17 protein-coding genes are annotated in these 18,385 nt (G+C 41.0%); 8 read left to right on the top strand and 9 right to left on the bottom strand.

The features are described from left to right. Positions 1–215: 215 nt before the first annotated feature. Entirely contained in the window at positions 216–1,457 is a 1,242-nt protein-coding gene (locus tag J0X14_RS00370; RefSeq protein WP_242527875.1) for an OmpP1/FadL family transporter, read from the bottom strand. Beyond that, entirely contained in the window at positions 1,450–2,778 is a 1,329-nt protein-coding gene (locus J0X14_RS00365; RefSeq protein WP_207095783.1) for a DUF4270 family protein, read from the bottom strand. Before J0X14_RS00365 ends, J0X14_RS00370 begins: the two co-directional genes overlap by 8 nt. A gap of 222 nt (positions 2,779–3,000) precedes the next feature. Here J0X14_RS00365 and J0X14_RS00360 point away from each other — a divergent pair, with 222 nt between their 5' ends. The 4 genes from J0X14_RS00360 (at position 3,001) to J0X14_RS00345 (ending at position 6,229) form a co-directional block, all read left to right on the top strand. After that, the gene (locus J0X14_RS00360; protein WP_207095782.1) at positions 3,001–3,996 is read left to right on the top strand and encodes a Kelch repeat-containing protein; all 996 of its coding nucleotides are present in this window, start codon (positions 3,001–3,003) and stop codon (positions 3,994–3,996) included. Between the two features lie 136 nt (positions 3,997–4,132). Beyond that, on the top strand, positions 4,133–4,432 hold the full coding sequence (locus tag J0X14_RS00355; protein ID WP_207095781.1) for a DUF4907 domain-containing protein: 300 nt from the start codon (positions 4,133–4,135) through the stop codon (positions 4,430–4,432). Positions 4,433–4,711: 279 nt separating this feature from the next. Then, positions 4,712–5,473, top strand: a complete 762-nt coding sequence (locus tag J0X14_RS00350; RefSeq protein ID WP_242527874.1) for a sensor histidine kinase — start codon at positions 4,712–4,714, stop codon at positions 5,471–5,473. Between the two features lie 27 nt (positions 5,474–5,500). Continuing rightward, positions 5,501–6,229, top strand: coding sequence for a LytR/AlgR family response regulator transcription factor (locus J0X14_RS00345; protein WP_207095779.1), 729 nt, complete (start codon positions 5,501–5,503; stop codon positions 6,227–6,229). Between the two features lie 13 nt (positions 6,230–6,242). Here J0X14_RS00345 and J0X14_RS00340 read toward each other — a convergent pair whose 3' ends face one another. Continuing rightward, a complete protein-coding gene (locus tag J0X14_RS00340; RefSeq protein ID WP_207095778.1) occupies positions 6,243–6,752 on the bottom strand; it encodes a PepSY domain-containing protein in 510 nt (169 codons plus the stop codon). A 96-nt stretch (positions 6,753–6,848) separates the two neighbouring features. After that, on the bottom strand, positions 6,849–7,409 hold the full coding sequence (locus J0X14_RS00335) for a YceI family protein (protein ID WP_207095777.1): 561 nt from the start codon (positions 7,407–7,409) through the stop codon (positions 6,849–6,851). 283 nt (positions 7,410–7,692) lie between these two features. Between J0X14_RS00335 and J0X14_RS00330 the strand changes: the two genes are divergently transcribed. The 3 genes from J0X14_RS00330 to J0X14_RS00320 all read left to right on the top strand — a co-directional run bounded on the left by J0X14_RS00330 (position 7,693) and on the right by J0X14_RS00320 (position 10,617). Then, positions 7,693–8,694, top strand: coding sequence for a sensor histidine kinase (locus J0X14_RS00330; protein ID WP_207095776.1), 1,002 nt, complete (start codon positions 7,693–7,695; stop codon positions 8,692–8,694). 6 nt (positions 8,695–8,700) lie between these two features. Next, positions 8,701–9,390 (top strand): LytR/AlgR family response regulator transcription factor, encoded by a 690-nt coding sequence (locus tag J0X14_RS00325; protein ID WP_207095775.1) that lies wholly within the window; start codon positions 8,701–8,703, stop codon positions 9,388–9,390. A 114-nt stretch (positions 9,391–9,504) separates the two neighbouring features. Continuing rightward, complete coding sequence (locus tag J0X14_RS00320) at positions 9,505–10,617, top strand: endo-1,4-beta-xylanase (RefSeq protein ID WP_207095774.1); 1,113 nt, start codon at positions 9,505–9,507, stop codon at positions 10,615–10,617. A gap of 73 nt (positions 10,618–10,690) precedes the next feature. Here J0X14_RS00320 and J0X14_RS00315 read toward each other — a convergent pair whose 3' ends face one another. Genes J0X14_RS00315 through J0X14_RS00305 form a run of 3 tightly spaced genes read right to left on the bottom strand, consistent with a single transcriptional unit; the run spans position 10,691 to position 15,202 of the window. After that, complete coding sequence (locus J0X14_RS00315) at positions 10,691–12,343, bottom strand: sodium:solute symporter (RefSeq protein ID WP_207095773.1); 1,653 nt, start codon at positions 12,341–12,343, stop codon at positions 10,691–10,693. A 35-nt stretch (positions 12,344–12,378) separates the two neighbouring features. Beyond that, positions 12,379–13,704 carry a xylose isomerase gene (xylA, locus tag J0X14_RS00310; protein WP_207095772.1) on the bottom strand — a complete coding sequence of 442 codons (1,326 nt, stop codon included), beginning with the start codon at positions 13,702–13,704 and terminating at the stop codon, positions 12,379–12,381. 13 nt (positions 13,705–13,717) lie between these two features. Beyond that, on the bottom strand, positions 13,718–15,202 hold the full coding sequence (locus J0X14_RS00305; RefSeq protein WP_207095771.1) for a xylulokinase: 1,485 nt from the start codon (positions 15,200–15,202) through the stop codon (positions 13,718–13,720). A gap of 254 nt (positions 15,203–15,456) precedes the next feature. Between J0X14_RS00305 and J0X14_RS00300 the strand changes: the two genes are divergently transcribed. Then, positions 15,457–16,515, top strand: coding sequence for a LacI family DNA-binding transcriptional regulator (locus J0X14_RS00300; protein WP_207095770.1), 1,059 nt, complete (start codon positions 15,457–15,459; stop codon positions 16,513–16,515). Between the two features lie 113 nt (positions 16,516–16,628). Here J0X14_RS00300 and uxaC read toward each other — a convergent pair whose 3' ends face one another. Both uxaC and J0X14_RS00290 read right to left on the bottom strand, forming a co-directional pair. Continuing rightward, positions 16,629–18,059, bottom strand: a complete 1,431-nt coding sequence (gene uxaC, locus J0X14_RS00295) for a glucuronate isomerase (RefSeq protein WP_207095769.1) — start codon at positions 18,057–18,059, stop codon at positions 16,629–16,631. 16 nt (positions 18,060–18,075) lie between these two features. Then, the gene (locus tag J0X14_RS00290; RefSeq protein ID WP_207095768.1) at positions 18,076–18,345 is read right to left on the bottom strand and encodes a hypothetical protein; all 270 of its coding nucleotides are present in this window, start codon (positions 18,343–18,345) and stop codon (positions 18,076–18,078) included. Between the last annotated feature and the right edge of the window lie 40 nt (positions 18,346–18,385).

The following is an 18,385-nucleotide window of genomic DNA, read 5'->3' as shown; positions in this document are numbered from 1 at the left end:
GTTTATTGATTGAACTTTTATGGAGGGGAATTTTTCCGATAGTTCATATAACATGCTCCATCTACCAACAAGATAGTATTTTTTGTCTTAGTTTTCTGATTTTTAAGGAAATATTGGCTCAAATGCGTGCTTTTCAACAGGTTTTTACTTGGGCGAAAAATCAACAAAGTCTTTTTTGCCATACCCAATGCCAAAGAGTTGGGGATGGCCTTTACTTAATTAATTTTCCGTTTTCTGAACCAAAGATCTTCCAAACTCATGTTTAGGGTAAGGGTATGGTAGTTTTCCTGCACCAAGATATTCTGTACCCGTCCTTTTGAGCCGTACCCGTAGGAAAGATTGATCATGGAATTGGTGGACCATCCCAAAGGAAAACCAAGTCCCAAGGTTATGCTGTAACCATCAATTTTGTCATCGTTGATGGCCAAATAGCCATTATCATAATTAAAACCGGCCCTGTAGCGGATGCGCTTCCAATATTTGAATCCTCTGGGGTCGTTCAGATACTCAAATCCAAAGGCATAAATATCCTGATCTCGGTAAGACCCAATATTTTCTGATTGGTTCGTACTATCCCAAAAATTCTTTTTGTAATCCGCACTTAGGGTAATGGAATTCTTGATTTTCATGCTCATCCCAAATCCCAGTTCCAAGGGTAGTTTAAAATCCGATGCATTGCCACTTTCCTCATCTTCCACCACAATGTCCACGGCGTCCAAAGTTTTGTACACCGAGCGGGTAAGATTGCCATTAAGGGTAATGGGAAGCTGTACGGTACTGCCAAAGGTCAGGTCATTGGTTAGGTCATACTGGAGTCCGGCACCAAGTCTAAACCCACTATAATTTGTAGTTTCATTGAGTTCAAAATAACTGTTGCTGATGACAAAGACTTCGGATTCTTCAATATTTCCAAACAAAAAAGTTCCTTTTAACCCTAACCGAAATGCATCGGTTATGCCATAGCCTATATGAAAGCTCAAATCATTTAACCCACCCAATCCCGAGACGTTGCTTGCAAAAGTTTCGTTGGATCCTTCAATATTGGATACCAATCCCACCAAGGTGTAACCTACATCGCTATAGGGAATCATGGAAATTCCTGCGCCCAATCGGTCTGCAACCCTAAAAGCAAAGGCAATATTGGAAAAATTAACGGTGGATTTGGATTCATTGCTTGCCCTATTGCTATAGTTATTGAATTCACCTACCACACCAACATCATAGAAAAAGGAGTTTTGGGGGATAAGGGCATAATTGGCTGGGTTGAGGTTATTGATTTCCGTACTCGTCTTAAGTCCAATTCCGGAATACCCCAAACCGTTGGATTTTCCAATACTGGTCTGGTTTATGGTTCCAAGGCCATAGAGGGAATAGGGAGAACTTGTCAATCCTTCGGATTGTGATCGGGCCATGGCACAAACCATGACCAGACCACCTAACATCAAAATTTTATTCATCTTCATCATAAATTGCATAGGTTACTTCCAAAACCACACTAAAATCTGAGTTGTCCATTCCATTGAGCACAAAACGATCTACGGTAGAATCGTAATCATCCGGCAACAGAATCAACGCCTCTTCGGTTTCCCGTTCTGCAAGCAGGAGTTTTTCAATATAACTTCCTAAGGAAATCTCATAATAGATATCGTTGAACTCCTCATTATCCCGATTTAAAATCCCGGTCACTGGGGTAATCTCAGCATAAAGCAATTGCTCGGTAAGGTCATTGTTTCTGTCCACTACATAGAGCGATAGGGTATCCCGTAGGACAAGCTTGTGATCATAAGTACCATTGGAGGGTTTTATCTTTAAGACCGCATCTAGAATGGTACCCTTTCCCGTGATGTCGTAAATACTTTTGATATGGGGGAATTGAATCCGAGAAGCAATACCTATCCCCGATTGGATAAAACTTTGATCATTGGAGGCCGAACTACTCAGGTTGATTTCTTTGTCCACTAAAGTCTGAAGGGGGGCAATGGGATTTTCGGCCAAAATTTGATTAAAAAATGGTGCGGGTGAGGAAGATAGATCTAGATCAATATCCAAATAATCCTGTTCCCGTGAGTTTTCCTCTGCGGTACTAAAATACAAACGCATAAAACTGGCAGTGGTGCTTTTGGAGAACCCAATAATGGAGCCATTGTCCGTTTCATCGGGTAAAAGGGCCACGCCCTTGAAGTAGTCTTTAAATTGGTCTGAGGAGGTAATGGTTTTTTCCTGCAGTTTGGTGAAAATATCTGTTCCTAGATCATCGGAAATTCGAATCTCCAAACTATCGGAAGCCAGGGGTCGGGGAAGATAGGATAAGGTTCCAATATCCTCACTGTCATACTCTGCAGTGGCGGTATTGTAAAAATCGTCCCCTTCTTGTGGCTTTAACGTTTTTGTAATCTGTTTTACATGGATGGTATTGGTTTGGAGGGTATCATTATAATAGTATTTATCCAAATGCAGATACAGCACAATACTATCGTATTCCGCTTCACTATCAATGGTGAACGTGGACGGAACCATACCTACATAGCTTGATGCTTTTATGGTACCAAAGATGCTGTCGGTATATTTTCCAACAAGCATTCTTGAAGATTGGCTGGTGATAATGCTATCAAATTTCATGGTGGAGGTCTCCACGCTCAATGTATCCAAGAGCACAACCCGTAGATTACTATCGGTAAAAGCTTCCCCAGCCAAAAATTCGGAGCTGTTGTAATTCTCGGAAGAGCAGGAGGCCAAGAATAAGTATAAAGGACAGAGGAGTCCAAAAATGTGTTTCATAACCCTAGTTTGCTCCAAAAGTAAATGGACTCCCAAGGCCGTAAAACGCAGATAGACCAACCCTGTTTCTTTTAAGACCAATCCCATAATTCTTACTACAAACAGGGGTACGGTGTTCGTAGATGATTTTCTTGGGTTTATAGGTTAAAACGCAGCATTTATATATTCCCTTTTTCACCATGTAGGTTGAAGGGTACTTTTGACGAAACTTTTAATCACAGTATGAAAAAGGCAATACACTATTACAGAACAGGGTTTATTTTGACGCTGTCCATTTTTTTGCTTGGAAGTTGTTCCAATGATGAAGATGAAGATGATATTGGAAACTGGATAGACCGGTCCGTTTTTGATGGAAGTCCCAGAAGTGGAGTTTCGGGGTTTACCATTGATAATGTAGGCTACATGGGTGTAGGCTATGATGGTGATGATTACTTAAATTCGTTTTGGTCATATGATTTAGAAGGGGATTATTGGTCGCAAAAAGCAGATTTTCCTGGTACTCCTAGAAATGCCGCTGTGGGATTTGCCGTAAATGGCAAGGGGTATATTGGTTCTGGATACGATGGGGTGGACGAACTCAGTGATTTTTATGCATACGACCCTTCCAGCAACAGTTGGACACAGACAGCATCGCTTACCGAGACCAAGAGGAGAAGTGCCGTTGCCTTTAGTGCCAATGGGTATGGATACTTTGGAACAGGCTATGATGGTGAAAATGATAGAAAAGACTTTTGGAAGTATGATCCTACGTCTGATACTTGGTCTGAGCTTGTCGGTTTTGGAGGCAATAAAAGAAGGTCCGCCACAAGCTTTACCCTAGGAGAGAAGGTCTACTTAGGAACAGGAGTTTCCAATGGAACGTATTTGGATGATTTCTGGGTGTTTGACCCTTCGTCTGAAGCTTGGACAAGATTGACAGATTTGGATGAGGAGGACGAATACACCATCACCCGGAGCAATGCGGTTGCCTTTAGTTTAAATGGCTATGGATATATTGCCTGTGGGGAGCGAAGCGGCGCGATCAATACCGTTTGGGAATATGATTCGTCTTCCGATACTTGGGAAGCAAAAACATCATTTGAAGGAGCAACAAGACAAGATGCCATTGCTTTTTCCAACGCTAATAGGGCATTTGTGGGAATGGGAAGAACAGGAACCCTTTATTTGGATGATTTGGACGAGTTCTTCCCTTTTCAAGAGTATGATGACGAAGATTAAAAAAAGTATTCAAAGGAGAAATTAGCTTACGTTTGTTGATGTAATGGGGTCACCAAATACCATCTTGGCCCCATTACTATTTTATTTAAGGAATATGCTACGAGTAACAGGGATTATAATCGTTACAGTGTTGTTTATGGCGTTAGCCTATTACGGATTTGTTGAAATGTTCACAGAGCCTGTTAAGGAAGATTCTAAAATCCATGCGGAGGTAATTCTGGCCGGCGAGGGGTATGGCTATCAGATTTATCATGGGGAAAGAGTGCTCATTAAACAGGAGTTTATTCCTGCGGTGCATGGCACCAAACCTTTTACTTCGCCTACTGATGCAAGACGCGTAGCCAAATTGGTCATGGAAAAGATAACGAAAAGAGTTTCCCCAGAAATTACCCAAAGCGAGATTGAAGCATTGGATGTTGTAATTTTGGAGGATTAATTGTTGTTTATGGCCTTGGAGAAGAGACATATACGGATTTTCCTTATTCATGTTCTACTATGGGCGTTGGTATATGGCTTTTTCCTTTTTCCCTTCTTTTTTCAATTAAGACAGGTGCCACCAAACTTTGCATTCCGATTAATACTCGTGGTGCTGTTATTCTACCTCAATTATTTTTTACTGGTACCCAAGATATTGCTCAAAAAGAAAACCCTACACTATATTTTTATTTGCCTTTTATTGATCATAGGTATAGGACTGGTCATAAATTATGTAGTTATGCCGGAACCAAAGATACCACCGCCCCCAAATTTCCCAAGAAGAGATGTCATGCCTTATGATGGTCGCTTTATCCGAGAGTTGATCACAATGTTGAATTTGAGTGCTCCCATATTTGTGAGTGCCTTTCTTAGAGTGTATTTGGAATGGCGTAAAAATGAGGATTTAAGAAAGAAGGTTGAAAATGAGAAGGTGAGTTCAGAGCTTCAGTTTTTAAAGACCCAGTTGAACCCACATTTTCTGTTCAATTCGCTCAATGCCATTTATTCCTTAACAGTAAAAAATTCGCGAACTGCGTCCGATGCCATAATATCCCTGTCCGAGCTTATGCGGTATATGTTGTACGAGACCGATAAAGAAATGGTTCCTTTAGGCAAGGAATTGGAATATATTAAAAACTATGTACAGCTACAGAGACTAAGACTTTCGGACAGTGCCAATGTCAACCTTAAAATATCAGGAGAGTATAAAGGCAAAGAGATACCTCCGGTGCTTTTTATTTCGTTTATTGAGAATGCCTTTAAGTATGGAACAGACTATGAGGGCAAAACCTATGTGGATATCAATTTTACCATTGCAAACAATTCCATTCATTTTAGGGTGGAAAACAAGATAGGTGTCCAAAGAAAGGAAGATCCAAATTCAGGAGTGGGTTTGGAAAATATTAAAAACAGACTGAAATTGTTATATCCAGATTCGCACAGGCTGCATATTTCTGATGATGGCGAAACCTTTGTTGTGGATATGACTTTGGATACGTAATAATGAGCAAACAAAAGCCAAGAACAAATGAAGTGTATTATAATTGATGATGAGCCTTTGGCAATTGATGTTTTAATGGAGTATTGCCAGAAAGTGGATTTTGTGGAATTGGAGGGCACATTTACCAATCCGCTGGAGGCCATTTCAGTCATCAAGGAAAGAAAGATAGACCTTATTTTTTGTGATATTGAAATGCCACAAATCAATGGTATTGATTTTATTACATCGTTGGACAATACTCCTATGTTCATATTCACCACGGCTTACTCCCAATATGCTGTTGAAGGGTTTAACCTGAATGCCATAGATTATCTGGTAAAACCTATACCCTACAATAGATTCATCAAGGCCATTTCTAGGGCCAAGGAAATTTTGGCCTATAGAAATGCAACTCCCGTGAGCAACAATGTATTTCCATCGCATGGACAAACGGGGCAATCCAATGAGTATATATTTGTAAAGGCGGAATACGAGAGCGTAAAAATCAATTTGGATGATATTGAATACATTCAAGGCCTGAAGGATTACCTCAAAATTCATATTGCAGGAACCAACAAAACCATACTCACCTTAATGAGTTTCAAAGAAATTCTGGATAAGCTTCCATCAAGTCAATTTTTACGGGTACACAAATCCTTTGTGGTCAACATCGCTTCCATTAAAACCGTTCAGAGAAACCGGATTGTGATTAATGACGTAAGGATTCCTATTGGGGATAGTTACAAAGCCACTTTTTTTGATAGTTTAGGGCTTTAGACAGTAAAAAAGACTATACAAATAGCAATATCACTGTCAATACAAAACCCGCTGCGGCAAAATACAGCCCGTTTTTGTAAATGGGAGCTTTGGGCCGGAACATAAAGAAGGCAGATACCGCAAAGAACAAAAGCGCAAGTCCGAAGAAAATACCGAGCCAGAACAAGGGGTGGCCAGAGTGCATCTTATGGAGTTTGTTCATATTGTCCAAAATTTTGGGCAAACGTTTTTCAGTATAGGAAGCTTCACCGGTTTTTATGTTATAGGTTCCCCCGTTAAAATACATGAGGTCACCTTCGGTTTTATCGACCTTAAACCCTCTTTTTCTTAAAGCGGCACCCAAGGCTTCCTCTTGGAGATTAGGTTCCAGGGTGGCCTGCATTTGTACTTCACTCTTCATGTAATCCGTGTTTCTAAATGTGAGCACAATGCCACTTATGGCATAAACAGCCATGATGCCTGCCAAAAAGAACCCTAGGTAGCGATGGATTTCCCTGAATGTGTTTTCTGATTTTCTTCCCATAATTTGAACTTTGGGGCAAAAATAGCCCCATTAAAAAAAGCGGGACCAAATCTTAAAGACAATTTGGCCCTTTTAAAGTCATTTTTTATTCTGATGTTATTGTTGTGCCATTTCAAGGTTAATGGTAAGGTCTACATCATCCCCCAAAGAAGGGGTGTCGCCACCCACACCAAATTCCAATCGGTTCACGGTGCCCGTAATTTTAAGGCCGGCCTTTAATTTTTGGCTTCGTTGGTCGGTTATGATACCGTTTACCTTTCCTTCCAAGGTTACGGGTTTTGTAGTACCGTGCATGGTAAGATCTCCCGTCAATGAAAAGGTTTTGTCCCCTGTTTTCTCATACCCTGTGGTTTTAAAAGTAATGGATGGGTGCTTTTCAACCGCAAAAAAATCATCACTTCTCAAATGATCATCCCTTCTGGAGTTATCGGTATCTATACTTGTGGTCTTAATATCAACGGTAAAGGCGATATCTTCAAAAGCATCCGTTGCTGTGGCCGTAATGTCAAACTCCCCAAAATGGCCTTCAACTTCAGAAATCATAAGGTGGGTAATGGCAAACCCCACTTTGGAGTGGGCTGCATCAGATTTCCATGTGGACTGTGCAGTGGCGGCCAAACCGAATACTAATGCAAAAATTAATGTTACTTTTTTCATGTTGTGATTGAATTTTAGTGTTAGTGCTCGTATTATTTGTTTCAGGTATTAAAGTATACTAATATTTAAAACCTTGATCTTAAAATTAAAGGATCAATTTGGTGAAACCTCATGGAAGTTTAAACAATTTTCTGTGAACGACCTAGGTTTGCCCCTAATCAACTGGTTTGGAGAAAACTATAGCTAAGGTGTTGTTCATGGGCTTAACTTTGTTGTTGGCGAAACAGTTTTTCTCCGCACAGTTATTATCCATAGTTTTGATTCTTGATTTAATTGAACCGAATTGATTTCTAGAAAAGAGCTTTTTTTTCAAATTGTACTGCATGTCATCATACTGCTTTTCTTTTCTTTTGATAGAAATGAAGGAGCAACCATTAATGTGGATAAAGTACTTTTTAGACTATTTTATAGTCTTGCCACGGTTTCTGTAACCTACTATTTAATGCCCAAGTATTTGTACAAAAAAAAATATTGGCAGTTTTTTCTCGGGTTCGCCGTTGTGGTAACTTGCGTTATTGGTATTGAAGAATTGATTTTGGAACCCATTTTCTTTGCCGGCACTCCAAGAGGTGACAAGTTCCCTGGCATATACGTTTCTTTGTTGACGGTATTGCCCACTATGATCATGCTTTCCGGTTGTAAGTTTGGTTGGGATGCACTTCAGAAACAAGATGAGATAGACGAACTTCAATCCACCATCCAAGAAAGTGAACTCCAGTTCTTGCGATCGCAGATCAACCCCCATTTTTTGTTCAACAACTTGAACAACCTTTATTCCTACGCATTGCAGAATTCACCTAAGACCCCAGAGATTATTTTGGAGATGAGTGGGGTATTGCGGTATATGCTGTATGAATCCAAAGAGCAGTTTGTTTCCCTAAAAAAGGAAATTGAGCAACTGGATAATTTTATACGCTTGTATAAACTTCAGATTGAGAACAGGGGAGATGTTAATTTTGAAACGGTCAATATAAAGTCTGGCTATAAGATTGCGCCACTTATTTTGATCGTGTTCATAGAAAATGCTTTTAAACACAGTCAATCTGGGCAATCTTCAGATATTGAAATAGATATTTCCGTAAAAATGAGCGACTCCGTTTTAGAGTTTCATTGTAAGAACAACTTTGAGTCCGTACCCAGTTTGGATACGGTAGCCAAGGGAATTGGGCTGCGGAACGTTCAAAAGCGATTGGAACTTTTATACCCCAACAAACACCGTTTGGAGATAAATGAAGAAAACAACTCTTATATTGTATACCTAAGGCTGGAACTCGAAAAAGCATAAAGGAATATGAGATGTATAATTGTTGAAGATCAACCGCCTGCCCAACGAATTCTTAAAAAATTCATTGAAGATGTCAACCATCTTGAGTTGGTGGGAACATTTTCCGATGGATTACAGGCCATGGAATTTTTGAATGAGAAACCGGTGGATTTGATGTTCCTGGACATCCACTTGCCCAAGATAAATGGTATAGAGTTCTTAAAAAGCATTCCCAGTGCCCCCCATGTGATCCTCACCACTGCTTTTTCTGAATATGCTTTGGAAGGGTATGATCTCAACGTGGTGGATTATTTACTAAAACCGTTCTCCTTTCAACGCTTTTTACAGGCGGTGAACAAGGCCAGCATGAAACAAGAACACGAAGAAGCCGTTACATCAAATCAAATTAGTGAGATTTATGTCAAATCCAGCCACGAACACATCAAGGTTTCCGTAGATGACATTCTAGCCATTTCTTCTGATTCTGACTACACAGAAATCCGTACCGATAAAAGAAAGGTACTTTCCAATGAGCCCTTACGCCATTGGGTGGATATTTTGGGACCGCCCCATTTTTTCCAAGTTCACAAATCGCATATTGTGAATACAAAAAAAATAGACCGTATATCGGGAAATCTGGTTTACCTTATCGATGGCTCAAAAATACCCTTGGGCCGTGCCTATAAAGACCATTTTCTAAAAAATATCTTGGGATAAAGCGGGATTGCACTTTTTCCGCTGGACTACACTTTTATGCAATCGATTGTTTTACTTTTCAGTATCTTTGAAAGAATCACTGATAATCAATCTTTTGCACTTAAAATTTTACAAATGAACACAAAATCAGACAACAGCAAGCTTAAATGCTTTTTGTTAACGGTACTAGCCATGGTATCGGCAATTTTTATGGGATATTCCCAAGAAGAAACATCAGAAAAAGGTCTTAAGGATTATTACAAGGATCATTTTCCTGTTGGGGTAGCGGTTTCACCAAGAGCCTTGGAAGGAGAAAGCGCCGAATTGATCTTAAAGCATTTCAATAGTATGACGCCCGAGAATGTCATGAAAATGGGTCCAATCCATCCAGAAGAAAATCGATACAATTGGGAGTACGCGGATCAGATTGCCGACTTTGCGGTACAACATAACCTAAAGTTACGGGGTCATGCACTTTGTTGGCACAACCAAGCCGGGAATTGGCTTTTCAAAGACGACGATGGAAATCAGGTAAGCAAGGAGGTATTGCTCCAACGTTTAAAAGATCATATCACCACGGTGGTAAAGCGGTACAAGGGCAAGATTTATGCTTGGGATGTGGTCAACGAGGCCATTTCAGACAATGAAGATGAGTTTTTACGAGACTCTCCGTGGTATCAAATATGCGGTGAGGATTTCATCATTAAGGCATTCGAGTACGCCCATGAAGCAGACCCTGACCTAAAGTTGTTTTACAACGACTATAGTGCCGTACATCCCATAAAACGAGACAAAATTTACAAGCTGGTAAAAATGATTCAAGATGCTGGGGTTCCCATTCATGGGATAGGAATCCAAGGGCACTTTTCCATTTATGAGCCCACTGAACAAGAGCTAAGGGATGCCATTGAGAAGTATGCTTCTTTGGGGGTTGAAGTACAAATCACCGAGCTTGATGTTTCTGTTTATCATAAAGAACACAGCCAGAGGGATCCCCTGCCCAAGGATGAGGATGATGCCTTTAAACCCGAGCAGGAGCAGAAACAGATTGAACAGTACGAGATGCTCTTTCGCGTTTTTAGAGATTTTGGAGACACGCTCACTGGGGTGACTTTTTGGAACATCTCAGATCGGCATTCATGGTTGGATAACTTTCCTGTTCGCGGAAGAAAAAACTATCCCTTGTTGTTCAATGAGGAGTTCCAACCTAAAAAAGCTTATTACAAAGTAATAGACTTCGAGGAGTGAAAAACGAAAAGGATATAAAAAAAGCCCAGAATATTTCTGGGCTTTTTTTGTTCTGTTTATTTAGGCAATTCTACTAACCGGTAAAGTAAGATAGAATTCCAATCACTATAATCACCAGTAAAACGGATAACACAACATCAATGGTGCTGTAACTTCCCTTGCTTGCTGCACGATCTTCAGTTGACAATGTTCCGAAGGATAATCCTTTGATCAATGCGTAATTTGGAGGTGCTGTGGCCAAGGTCACCGCAATACACAATGCAACAGAGAAAATAAACATGAAAATGGCCATGTGGGCAAAGTTTACTGTGGCAAAGGCAAACATAAAGCCGGAAACATCTTCACCCGCTGCAATCTGTGGCTGATAATAGATTTCTGACCCTAAACGCATCACCAATAAGACCAACCCAGCCAAAAGTGTGGTGATGGCCGCTTTGGAATTGACACGTTTCCAGATAATACCCAATAGGAAAACTGTGGTCACTGGAGGAGCAATGTACGATTGCACATTTTGAAGGTATTGGTACATGACCCCACCTCCAATTTTGTCCATAATGGGAATCCAAATGATACCTAGCACTACAATGATCCCGGTAGCGATCTTACCAATAGTCAATAGTTCACGTTCAGATTTTTCAGGTCGAAGCTTTTTATAGATATCGATAGTGAAAATAGTGGAACATGAGTTGAACACGGAGGCCAATGAACTCATCAAGGCCGCCATCAATCCACCAGCAACCAATCCTTTCAATCCAACGGGAAGCAATGTTTTTACCAACATGGGGAAAGCCCTATCTGCACGATCCACATTAAAGACTTCTGGATTTTGAATAGTAAGAGCAAACGCAATGATACCAGGTACCAAGAAAATTAAAATGGGCATCAATTTCAAATACGCTCCGAAAATAGCTCCCCGTCTTCCAATTTTAATATTGTTTGCGGCCAATGTACGCTGTACGATATACTGATCCGTACACCAGTACCAAATCCCCACAATGGTTCCCCCAACCAATAGTCCGGTCCAAGGAAATTGTGGGTCGCTCATGGGGCGCCACATATTAAAATGGTCAGGACTCACAGAAGTAACGGTTTCCCTTAGCTGTCCCCAACCCCCAACTTCCTGTAGGCCCAAATAGGTAATGATCAAAGACCCCATAATGAGGATTACAGTCTGTAAGGTCTCAGTATATATCACAGCCTTCATTCCGCCAATAACAGTATAGATTCCAGTAAAGACCACCACTCCAATGGCACCGTACCAAAAAGGGATTCCTAAAAGTTCCGAGACCACAATACCACCGGCATAGATGGTGATGGAAACTTTGGTTAACACATAGGCAATCAAGGAAAATATGGAAAGGAACCAACGGGAACGACTATCGAATCGTTTTTCGAGAAACTCGGGCATGGTAAAGGCTCCACTTCTAATGTAGAAGGGAAGGAACAGCCAGCCTAACAGTAAGACAATCCAAGCGTGTAGCTCGTAATGGGCCATGGGTGTACCCGATTCAAATCCTGTACCGGCCAGTCCAACCACATGTTCCGAGCCAATGTTAGACGCAAAAATGGAGGCTCCAATGACGAACCACCCCACATTACGACCTGCAAGAAAATAGTCTTCCGTATTCTTGTTCTTTTGGGCGACCACCCAAACGGCCACACCTATTAAGGCCAAAAGATAGATGCCAAGGACTATCCAATCCGGCCTCTCTAAAACTGATTCCATAAGTATTTGTTGTTAGTTTGCTTAGTTATTGTTCGTTAGATGTGCTGATTGATAATGTTCTCAAACAGTTCCTGCTTACCACTACGTTTTTTGATGTCTTGGTTGGCAGACGCGTGACCGTGAAGGTCTTCAAGGCTCAACTTTCCATCCTCAAACGCTTTTCCGGTACCAGAATCGAATGAACTATATCGCTCTTTACGGAGACTAATATAATTGGAATTTTCCAATACGCTGTCTGCAGCCAATAATGCCCTTGCAAAAGTGTCCATTCCACCGATATGGGCATGGAAGATATCCTCGAGGTCCGTAGAGTTTCTTCTGATTTTCGCATCGAAGTTGATACCACCCCCTTGGAAACCACCAGCTTGAAGAATCACCAACATCGCTTGGGTAAGTTCGTATACATCTACTGGGAACTGATCGGTATCCCATCCATTTTGGTAATCCCCACGGTTGGCATCAATACTTCCCAACAAGTTGTTATCGGCGGCAACCTGAAGTTCATGCTCAAAAGTATGCTGCGCCAAGGTAGCGTGGTTCACCTCAATGTTCAGTTTAAAGTCATCCAAAAGGTCGTATTTGGTCAAGAAACCCAAAACGGTGGCCGAATCAAAATCGTATTGGTGTTTGGTGGGCTCCATAGGCTTGGGCTCAATAAAGAAGGTTCCTTTGAATCCTTGTTTACGGGCGTAGTCTTTCGCCATGTGAAGGAAACGGGCCATGTGGTCTTGTTCCCGACCCATATCGGTGTTCAAAAGGGACATGTACCCTTCACGACCTCCCCAGAAAACATAATTTTCACCACCCAATTTTATAGTGGCATCCAGTGCATTTTTTACTTGGGCACCAGCGTAGGCAAGCACATCAAAATCGGGATTGGTGGCTGCACCGTTCATGTATCTTGGATTACTGAAACAGTTGGCGGTACCCCAAAGCAATTTTACTCCAGAGGCATCCATTTTTTCTTGGGCGTAATCCGTAATGATCTGCAATCTTTTTTCAGATTCTGCCAAGGTGCTGCCCTCATCAATTAAATCCACATCGTGAAAACAATAATAAGGAGCGCCAATTTTGGTGATGAACTCAAAAGCCGCATCCATTTTATCCTTGGCCGACTGAATAGGGTCGGCACTGGTCAACCATGGAAATTCTTGGGTAGGTGCCCCAAATGGATCACTCCCAACCCCAGTGAAGGTGTGCCAATACGCAATGGCAAACCTGAAATGTTCTTTCATGGTCTTTCCAGCGACCACTTTGTTCTCATCGTAATATTTAAATGATAGGGGATTGTCCGAACCTTTTCCCTCAAAAGCGATTTTCCCTATACCTTTAAAATATTCCTTGTCTCCTTTAGTAATCATAGTTTTAAGTTATTCAATTGTCAATATATTCTTCTAATTCTTTTTTCCATTCTCCGTAAGCTTCAACATATTTCTCAGTTGGGCCATCAGGCTGATAAGTCAGTTGTATGGCATCCGTTGCCGTTGCTTCGCCAATACTTTTAAAATCTCCAAAAGCGAAAGCGGCTGCTCGTGCGGCACCCACAGCTCCAGTGGTCTCCACAATATCAATCTGACTATTCGTCAATGTGGCGATGGTCTTTGAGAAAATACCCGCCCGGAACAAGTTATCATTTCCTGCTTTAATGGAGGCAATATCCACCCCATCATTTTTAAGGATTTCCATGCCATACACAAAAGAGAAGGCAATACCTTCTAATGCGGCCCTAAAAATATGGGGGGCTTTGTGTACATTAAAGTTGAGGTTTAAAATCCGAGATCCTTTGTTACTATTGTTCAGCATACGTTCTGCTCCGTTTCCAAAAGGTAGGATATGAAGTCCTTCCGAGCCGATTGACACGGATTCGGCTTGTTCGTTCATGTTGTTGTACGATAGTGCATCGGTCAACTCATTACGGATCCAGCTATATTGAATTCCTGTTCCGTTGATACAAAGCAATTTACCAATTCTAATGTTGTCTTCGGTATGATTTACATGCGCGAAACTGTTGATTCTCGTATGTTCCTGTGTATTTTTTTGGCCCGAGATGGCATAGACCACACCAGAAGTACCTCCAGTAGCAGCAATTTCTCCGGGATCCATCACATTTAGGGCCAACGCATTGTTGGGCTGGTCACCCGCACGGTACATGATGGGAATGCCTTCGGGCAATCCAGATTCCTGTGCCCCTTGTTTGCTGACCACACCCTGTTCTGAAAAAGAAGGGCGAACCTCGGGAATAAGGTTGGGGTCAATGCCGGCGTCTTCCAACAACCACGAGGCCACGTCGTTTTGCTTAAAATCCCATAGAATACCTTCAGAAAGTCCCGAAGGAGTGGTAACACATGAACCGGATAGCTTTAGAGCAATATAATCACCCGGCAACATGAACTTGTGTATTTTTTTAAAAGTGTCCGGCTCATTGTCTTTGACCCATTTTAGTTTGGACAGGGTAAAGTTTCCAGGGGAATTCAAGAGATGTTCCACACATTTATCGATTCCCGAAGTCTGAAAAAGTTGCTCTCCAATTTCCACAGCACGGCTATCGCACCAAATAATGGAAGGCCTTAAAGGCTGAAGGTTTTTATCAACCGTCACCAATCCGTGCATTTGGTACGATATTCCAATACCTTTAATATCGTTTTTGGAAATTTTGTTGTTGGAAATCAGCTCTTGGGTAGCGGTACATAAATGCTTCCACCAAAGCTCGGGGTCTTGTTCGCCCCAGCCCAGATTTATTGATAAAATGGGCATTTCTTTTTTGGGATATTGTGCAACGTCCAGTACACTGCCATCATCGGCATTGATCAGGGCCGCTTTGATGGAGGAACTACCAATATCGAATCCTATCCAATGCATAAATCGAAATTGAGTAATTTTTTGATACAATTTTTCAAATATAGGCAACGGAATCGATTGCGTAAATTTATTTCTTTAAATAATTTAATGTAGATTGTGGTTTTTTAACAAATGATTTTTTTCTGTTAGTAAAAGTGTAGTGCTAACAATTGAAAAAATAATATTCTAAAAAAGAAACTAAAAGTTAATTTAGTAACTTGAAATTCAGGTCTGTTTTGTTCTTGGACTTGAATAACCTAACCGCATTTTGACAGATGAAGATTAAAAAGGAGGTTACCATCTATGATCTCGCCAAAGAATTGAATTACTCTCCCTCGACTATTTCAAGAGCTTTGAACAATCATAAGAGTATCAGTAAGAAGACCATAAAGTTAATCAAGGAAGCTGCTGAGGAGATGGGATATCGACCCAACAATTTGGCTGCGGGGCTGAGAAACAACAAAAGCAATACCATTGGGGTACTTATTTCCCGGATAAACAGGCCCTTTATGGCATCCTTGATCAGCGGCATCGAGGAAACTGCCCGTAAAGCGGGGTACAATGTCTTGATCAGCCAGTCCAATGATAAGTATGAAAACGAGATAAGTAATTGTAATGCGCTCTATGATAGCCGGATTACGGGTCTTGTGGTTTCTCTTTCCATGGAAACTATTGACATGGGACACTTCCAGAAATTTATAGATAAGGGAATCCCTACGGTTTTTGTGGATAGGGTCCCAGACAATTTTAATTCCTATAAGGTGGTCATTGACAATTACACAGCGGGGTACTCGGCCACCAAACATTTAATTGAGCAGGGATGCAAGCGAATTGCTCATTTTGCCGGTGCCCAGCACAGGAATATTTATGAGGAACGGAAAAAAGGATATTTGGATGCCCTCCGGGAAAATGGCCTGCCCATTGAGGAAGACCTGATCATATACTTTAAGACCATGAGTTTTGAGGAAGGCGATAAGGTGACCAAAAAGCTTCTTAAAATGAAGAATCCCCCAGATGGCATATTTTCAGCTAATGATACTGCGGCGGTTAGTGCCATTATGTGCGCAAAGAAGATGGGAGTGAATGTTCCACATGAACTTGCCGTAATTGGGTTCAACGACGACCCAATTGCCTCCATTGTGCAGCCTTCACTTTCCACCGTATCGCATCCTGCTGCTAAAATGGGGGCCATTTCTGCAAGACGCATCCTAGACCATTCGGGTCAAAATTATGACACGGATCTTTCCGAAATAACAGTTTTGGGTACAGAAATCATTGTTCGGGATTCCTCATTAAAAAAAGTACATGCCTTAGAATCCAAACCCTCTCGGTAGCTGGAGACTAAATGCTTTGCTCTTCATTATTTTAAAGCAGTCTGGTGTCCAATTTCGCTATTTTACTTTTTACGAGGAAGCTCAAATAGATGATTCCAAAAATCATTTTCGCCCTATTTTTTCAAGGCAAGATTTTCCACGAAACTTGGGAACTGAAAAAATTCTTTGGCATTGTTGTAGGTAATGTCCTCTACAATTTTTCCGATCCATTTCATGTCGTTTGGTAGTAGTCCAGCTTTGATGTCATTGCCAAACATGTTACAGAGGACCCTTCGGTAGTATTCGTGTCTTGGAAAAGATAGGAAGCTTCTGCTATCAGTAAGCATTCCTACCGAACAGCTTAATAATCCCATATTGGAGGTGACATCCAGCTGATCTTTTATTCCATCTTTTTGATCCAGAAACCACCAAGCGGCTCCAAATTGAACCTTACTTTTTATAGCCTCCCCCGTAAAGTTCCCGGCCATGGTGGCAAACACTTCGTTATCTGAAGGATTGGAGTTATAGAGTATGGTCTTGGGTAAACTACCACTATTGTTCAATCCATTTAAAAAACTGGCCAAATGTTCCGCGTGTGCATAATCACCAATACTATCAACGCCGGCATTAATGCCAATTTTGGTTAAGATAGCCTTATTGGTATCTCGAATGGGACCTAAATGGAGTTGCATCACCCAGTTTTTTTCAGCGTATAATTGTCCCAATAGATGAAGAATGGCAGATTTGTACTGCCTAATTTCTTGTGGGGAAATCGATTTTTCACCGAGCCTTTTGGAAAGGATTTGGTTGACTTCCTTTTCTGTATACGTAAAGCCATACGCATGGGGAAGTCCATGATCAGAAAGTCTACAGCCATTTTCATGAAAATAATCAACTCTCTTTTGTATGGCTTCGCCCAAAGACTCAAAATTGGTAATGGAAATACCGGTCATTTTTGAAAGTGCGGACAAATAATCTGTAAAATCAACCTTTTCAATATCGATCAACCCATCTGGTCTAAATGTGGGAAGTACTTGTACAGGGTAATCTGATTCAGACAGTTTTATGTGATGGGAAAGTTCATCCAATGGGTCGTCCGTGGTGCACACCACTTTAACATTCATTCTACTTACCAAACTGCGTGATGAGAAAGAGGGCTTATTCAATTCTAAATTGCACTGCTCATATATTTTTCCTGCATTTTCCGAGGTCAGGAGTTCATCGATCCCAAAATAACGACTTAACTCTAAATGGGTCCAATGGTACAAAGGATTTCTTAGCGTATATGGTACAGTTTCTGCCCATTTTTGGAACTTTTCTTCATCTGTGGCCTTTCCGGTAATAAACTGTTCGGCTATACCCAAGGCCCGCATAGCTCTCCATTTGTAATGGTCACCCTCTATCCAAAGCTTGGTAATGTTTTCAAACGATTTGTCCTCGGCAAGCTCATTGGCAGGCAAATGACAATGATAATCTATAATGGGCTGGTTCTTTGCATAGTCATGATAAAGCATTTTGGCATAATCGGTTTTCAACAAAAAATCCTCATGGATAAATTTCTTCATGCTATGTTTTCTCTTTTTATATGTTATTTATGGATAATGGTTCCAATGTTCTTTTTTGTGATTCCCTGGCCAATGGCTTAGAGAAAAACTGTAGCAGTATCTTGTTCCACCATTCGTGAAGGAGTATATTTAAGCGTTGAATGATAACGGTATTGTAAAATGAAAAATCATGGACGGAAGTTGCTTCTTTTGTTGATGCGGACTCAACTGGTGCATCACCTAATGTTTCTTTGCGTGCTACCGAAAAAGTAAAGAGTGCCCCAAATACTAATTTGAAAAACTTCATGATTTGATTTTGATTACTCTATTTTTGATAAAAGAGTTTC

It is taken from the genome of Allomuricauda sp. CAU 1633 (assembly GCF_017313225.1).
Lineage (GTDB): Bacteria > Bacteroidota > Bacteroidia > Flavobacteriales > Flavobacteriaceae > Flagellimonas.
This window is presented reverse-complemented; position numbering and strand designations above follow the sequence as displayed.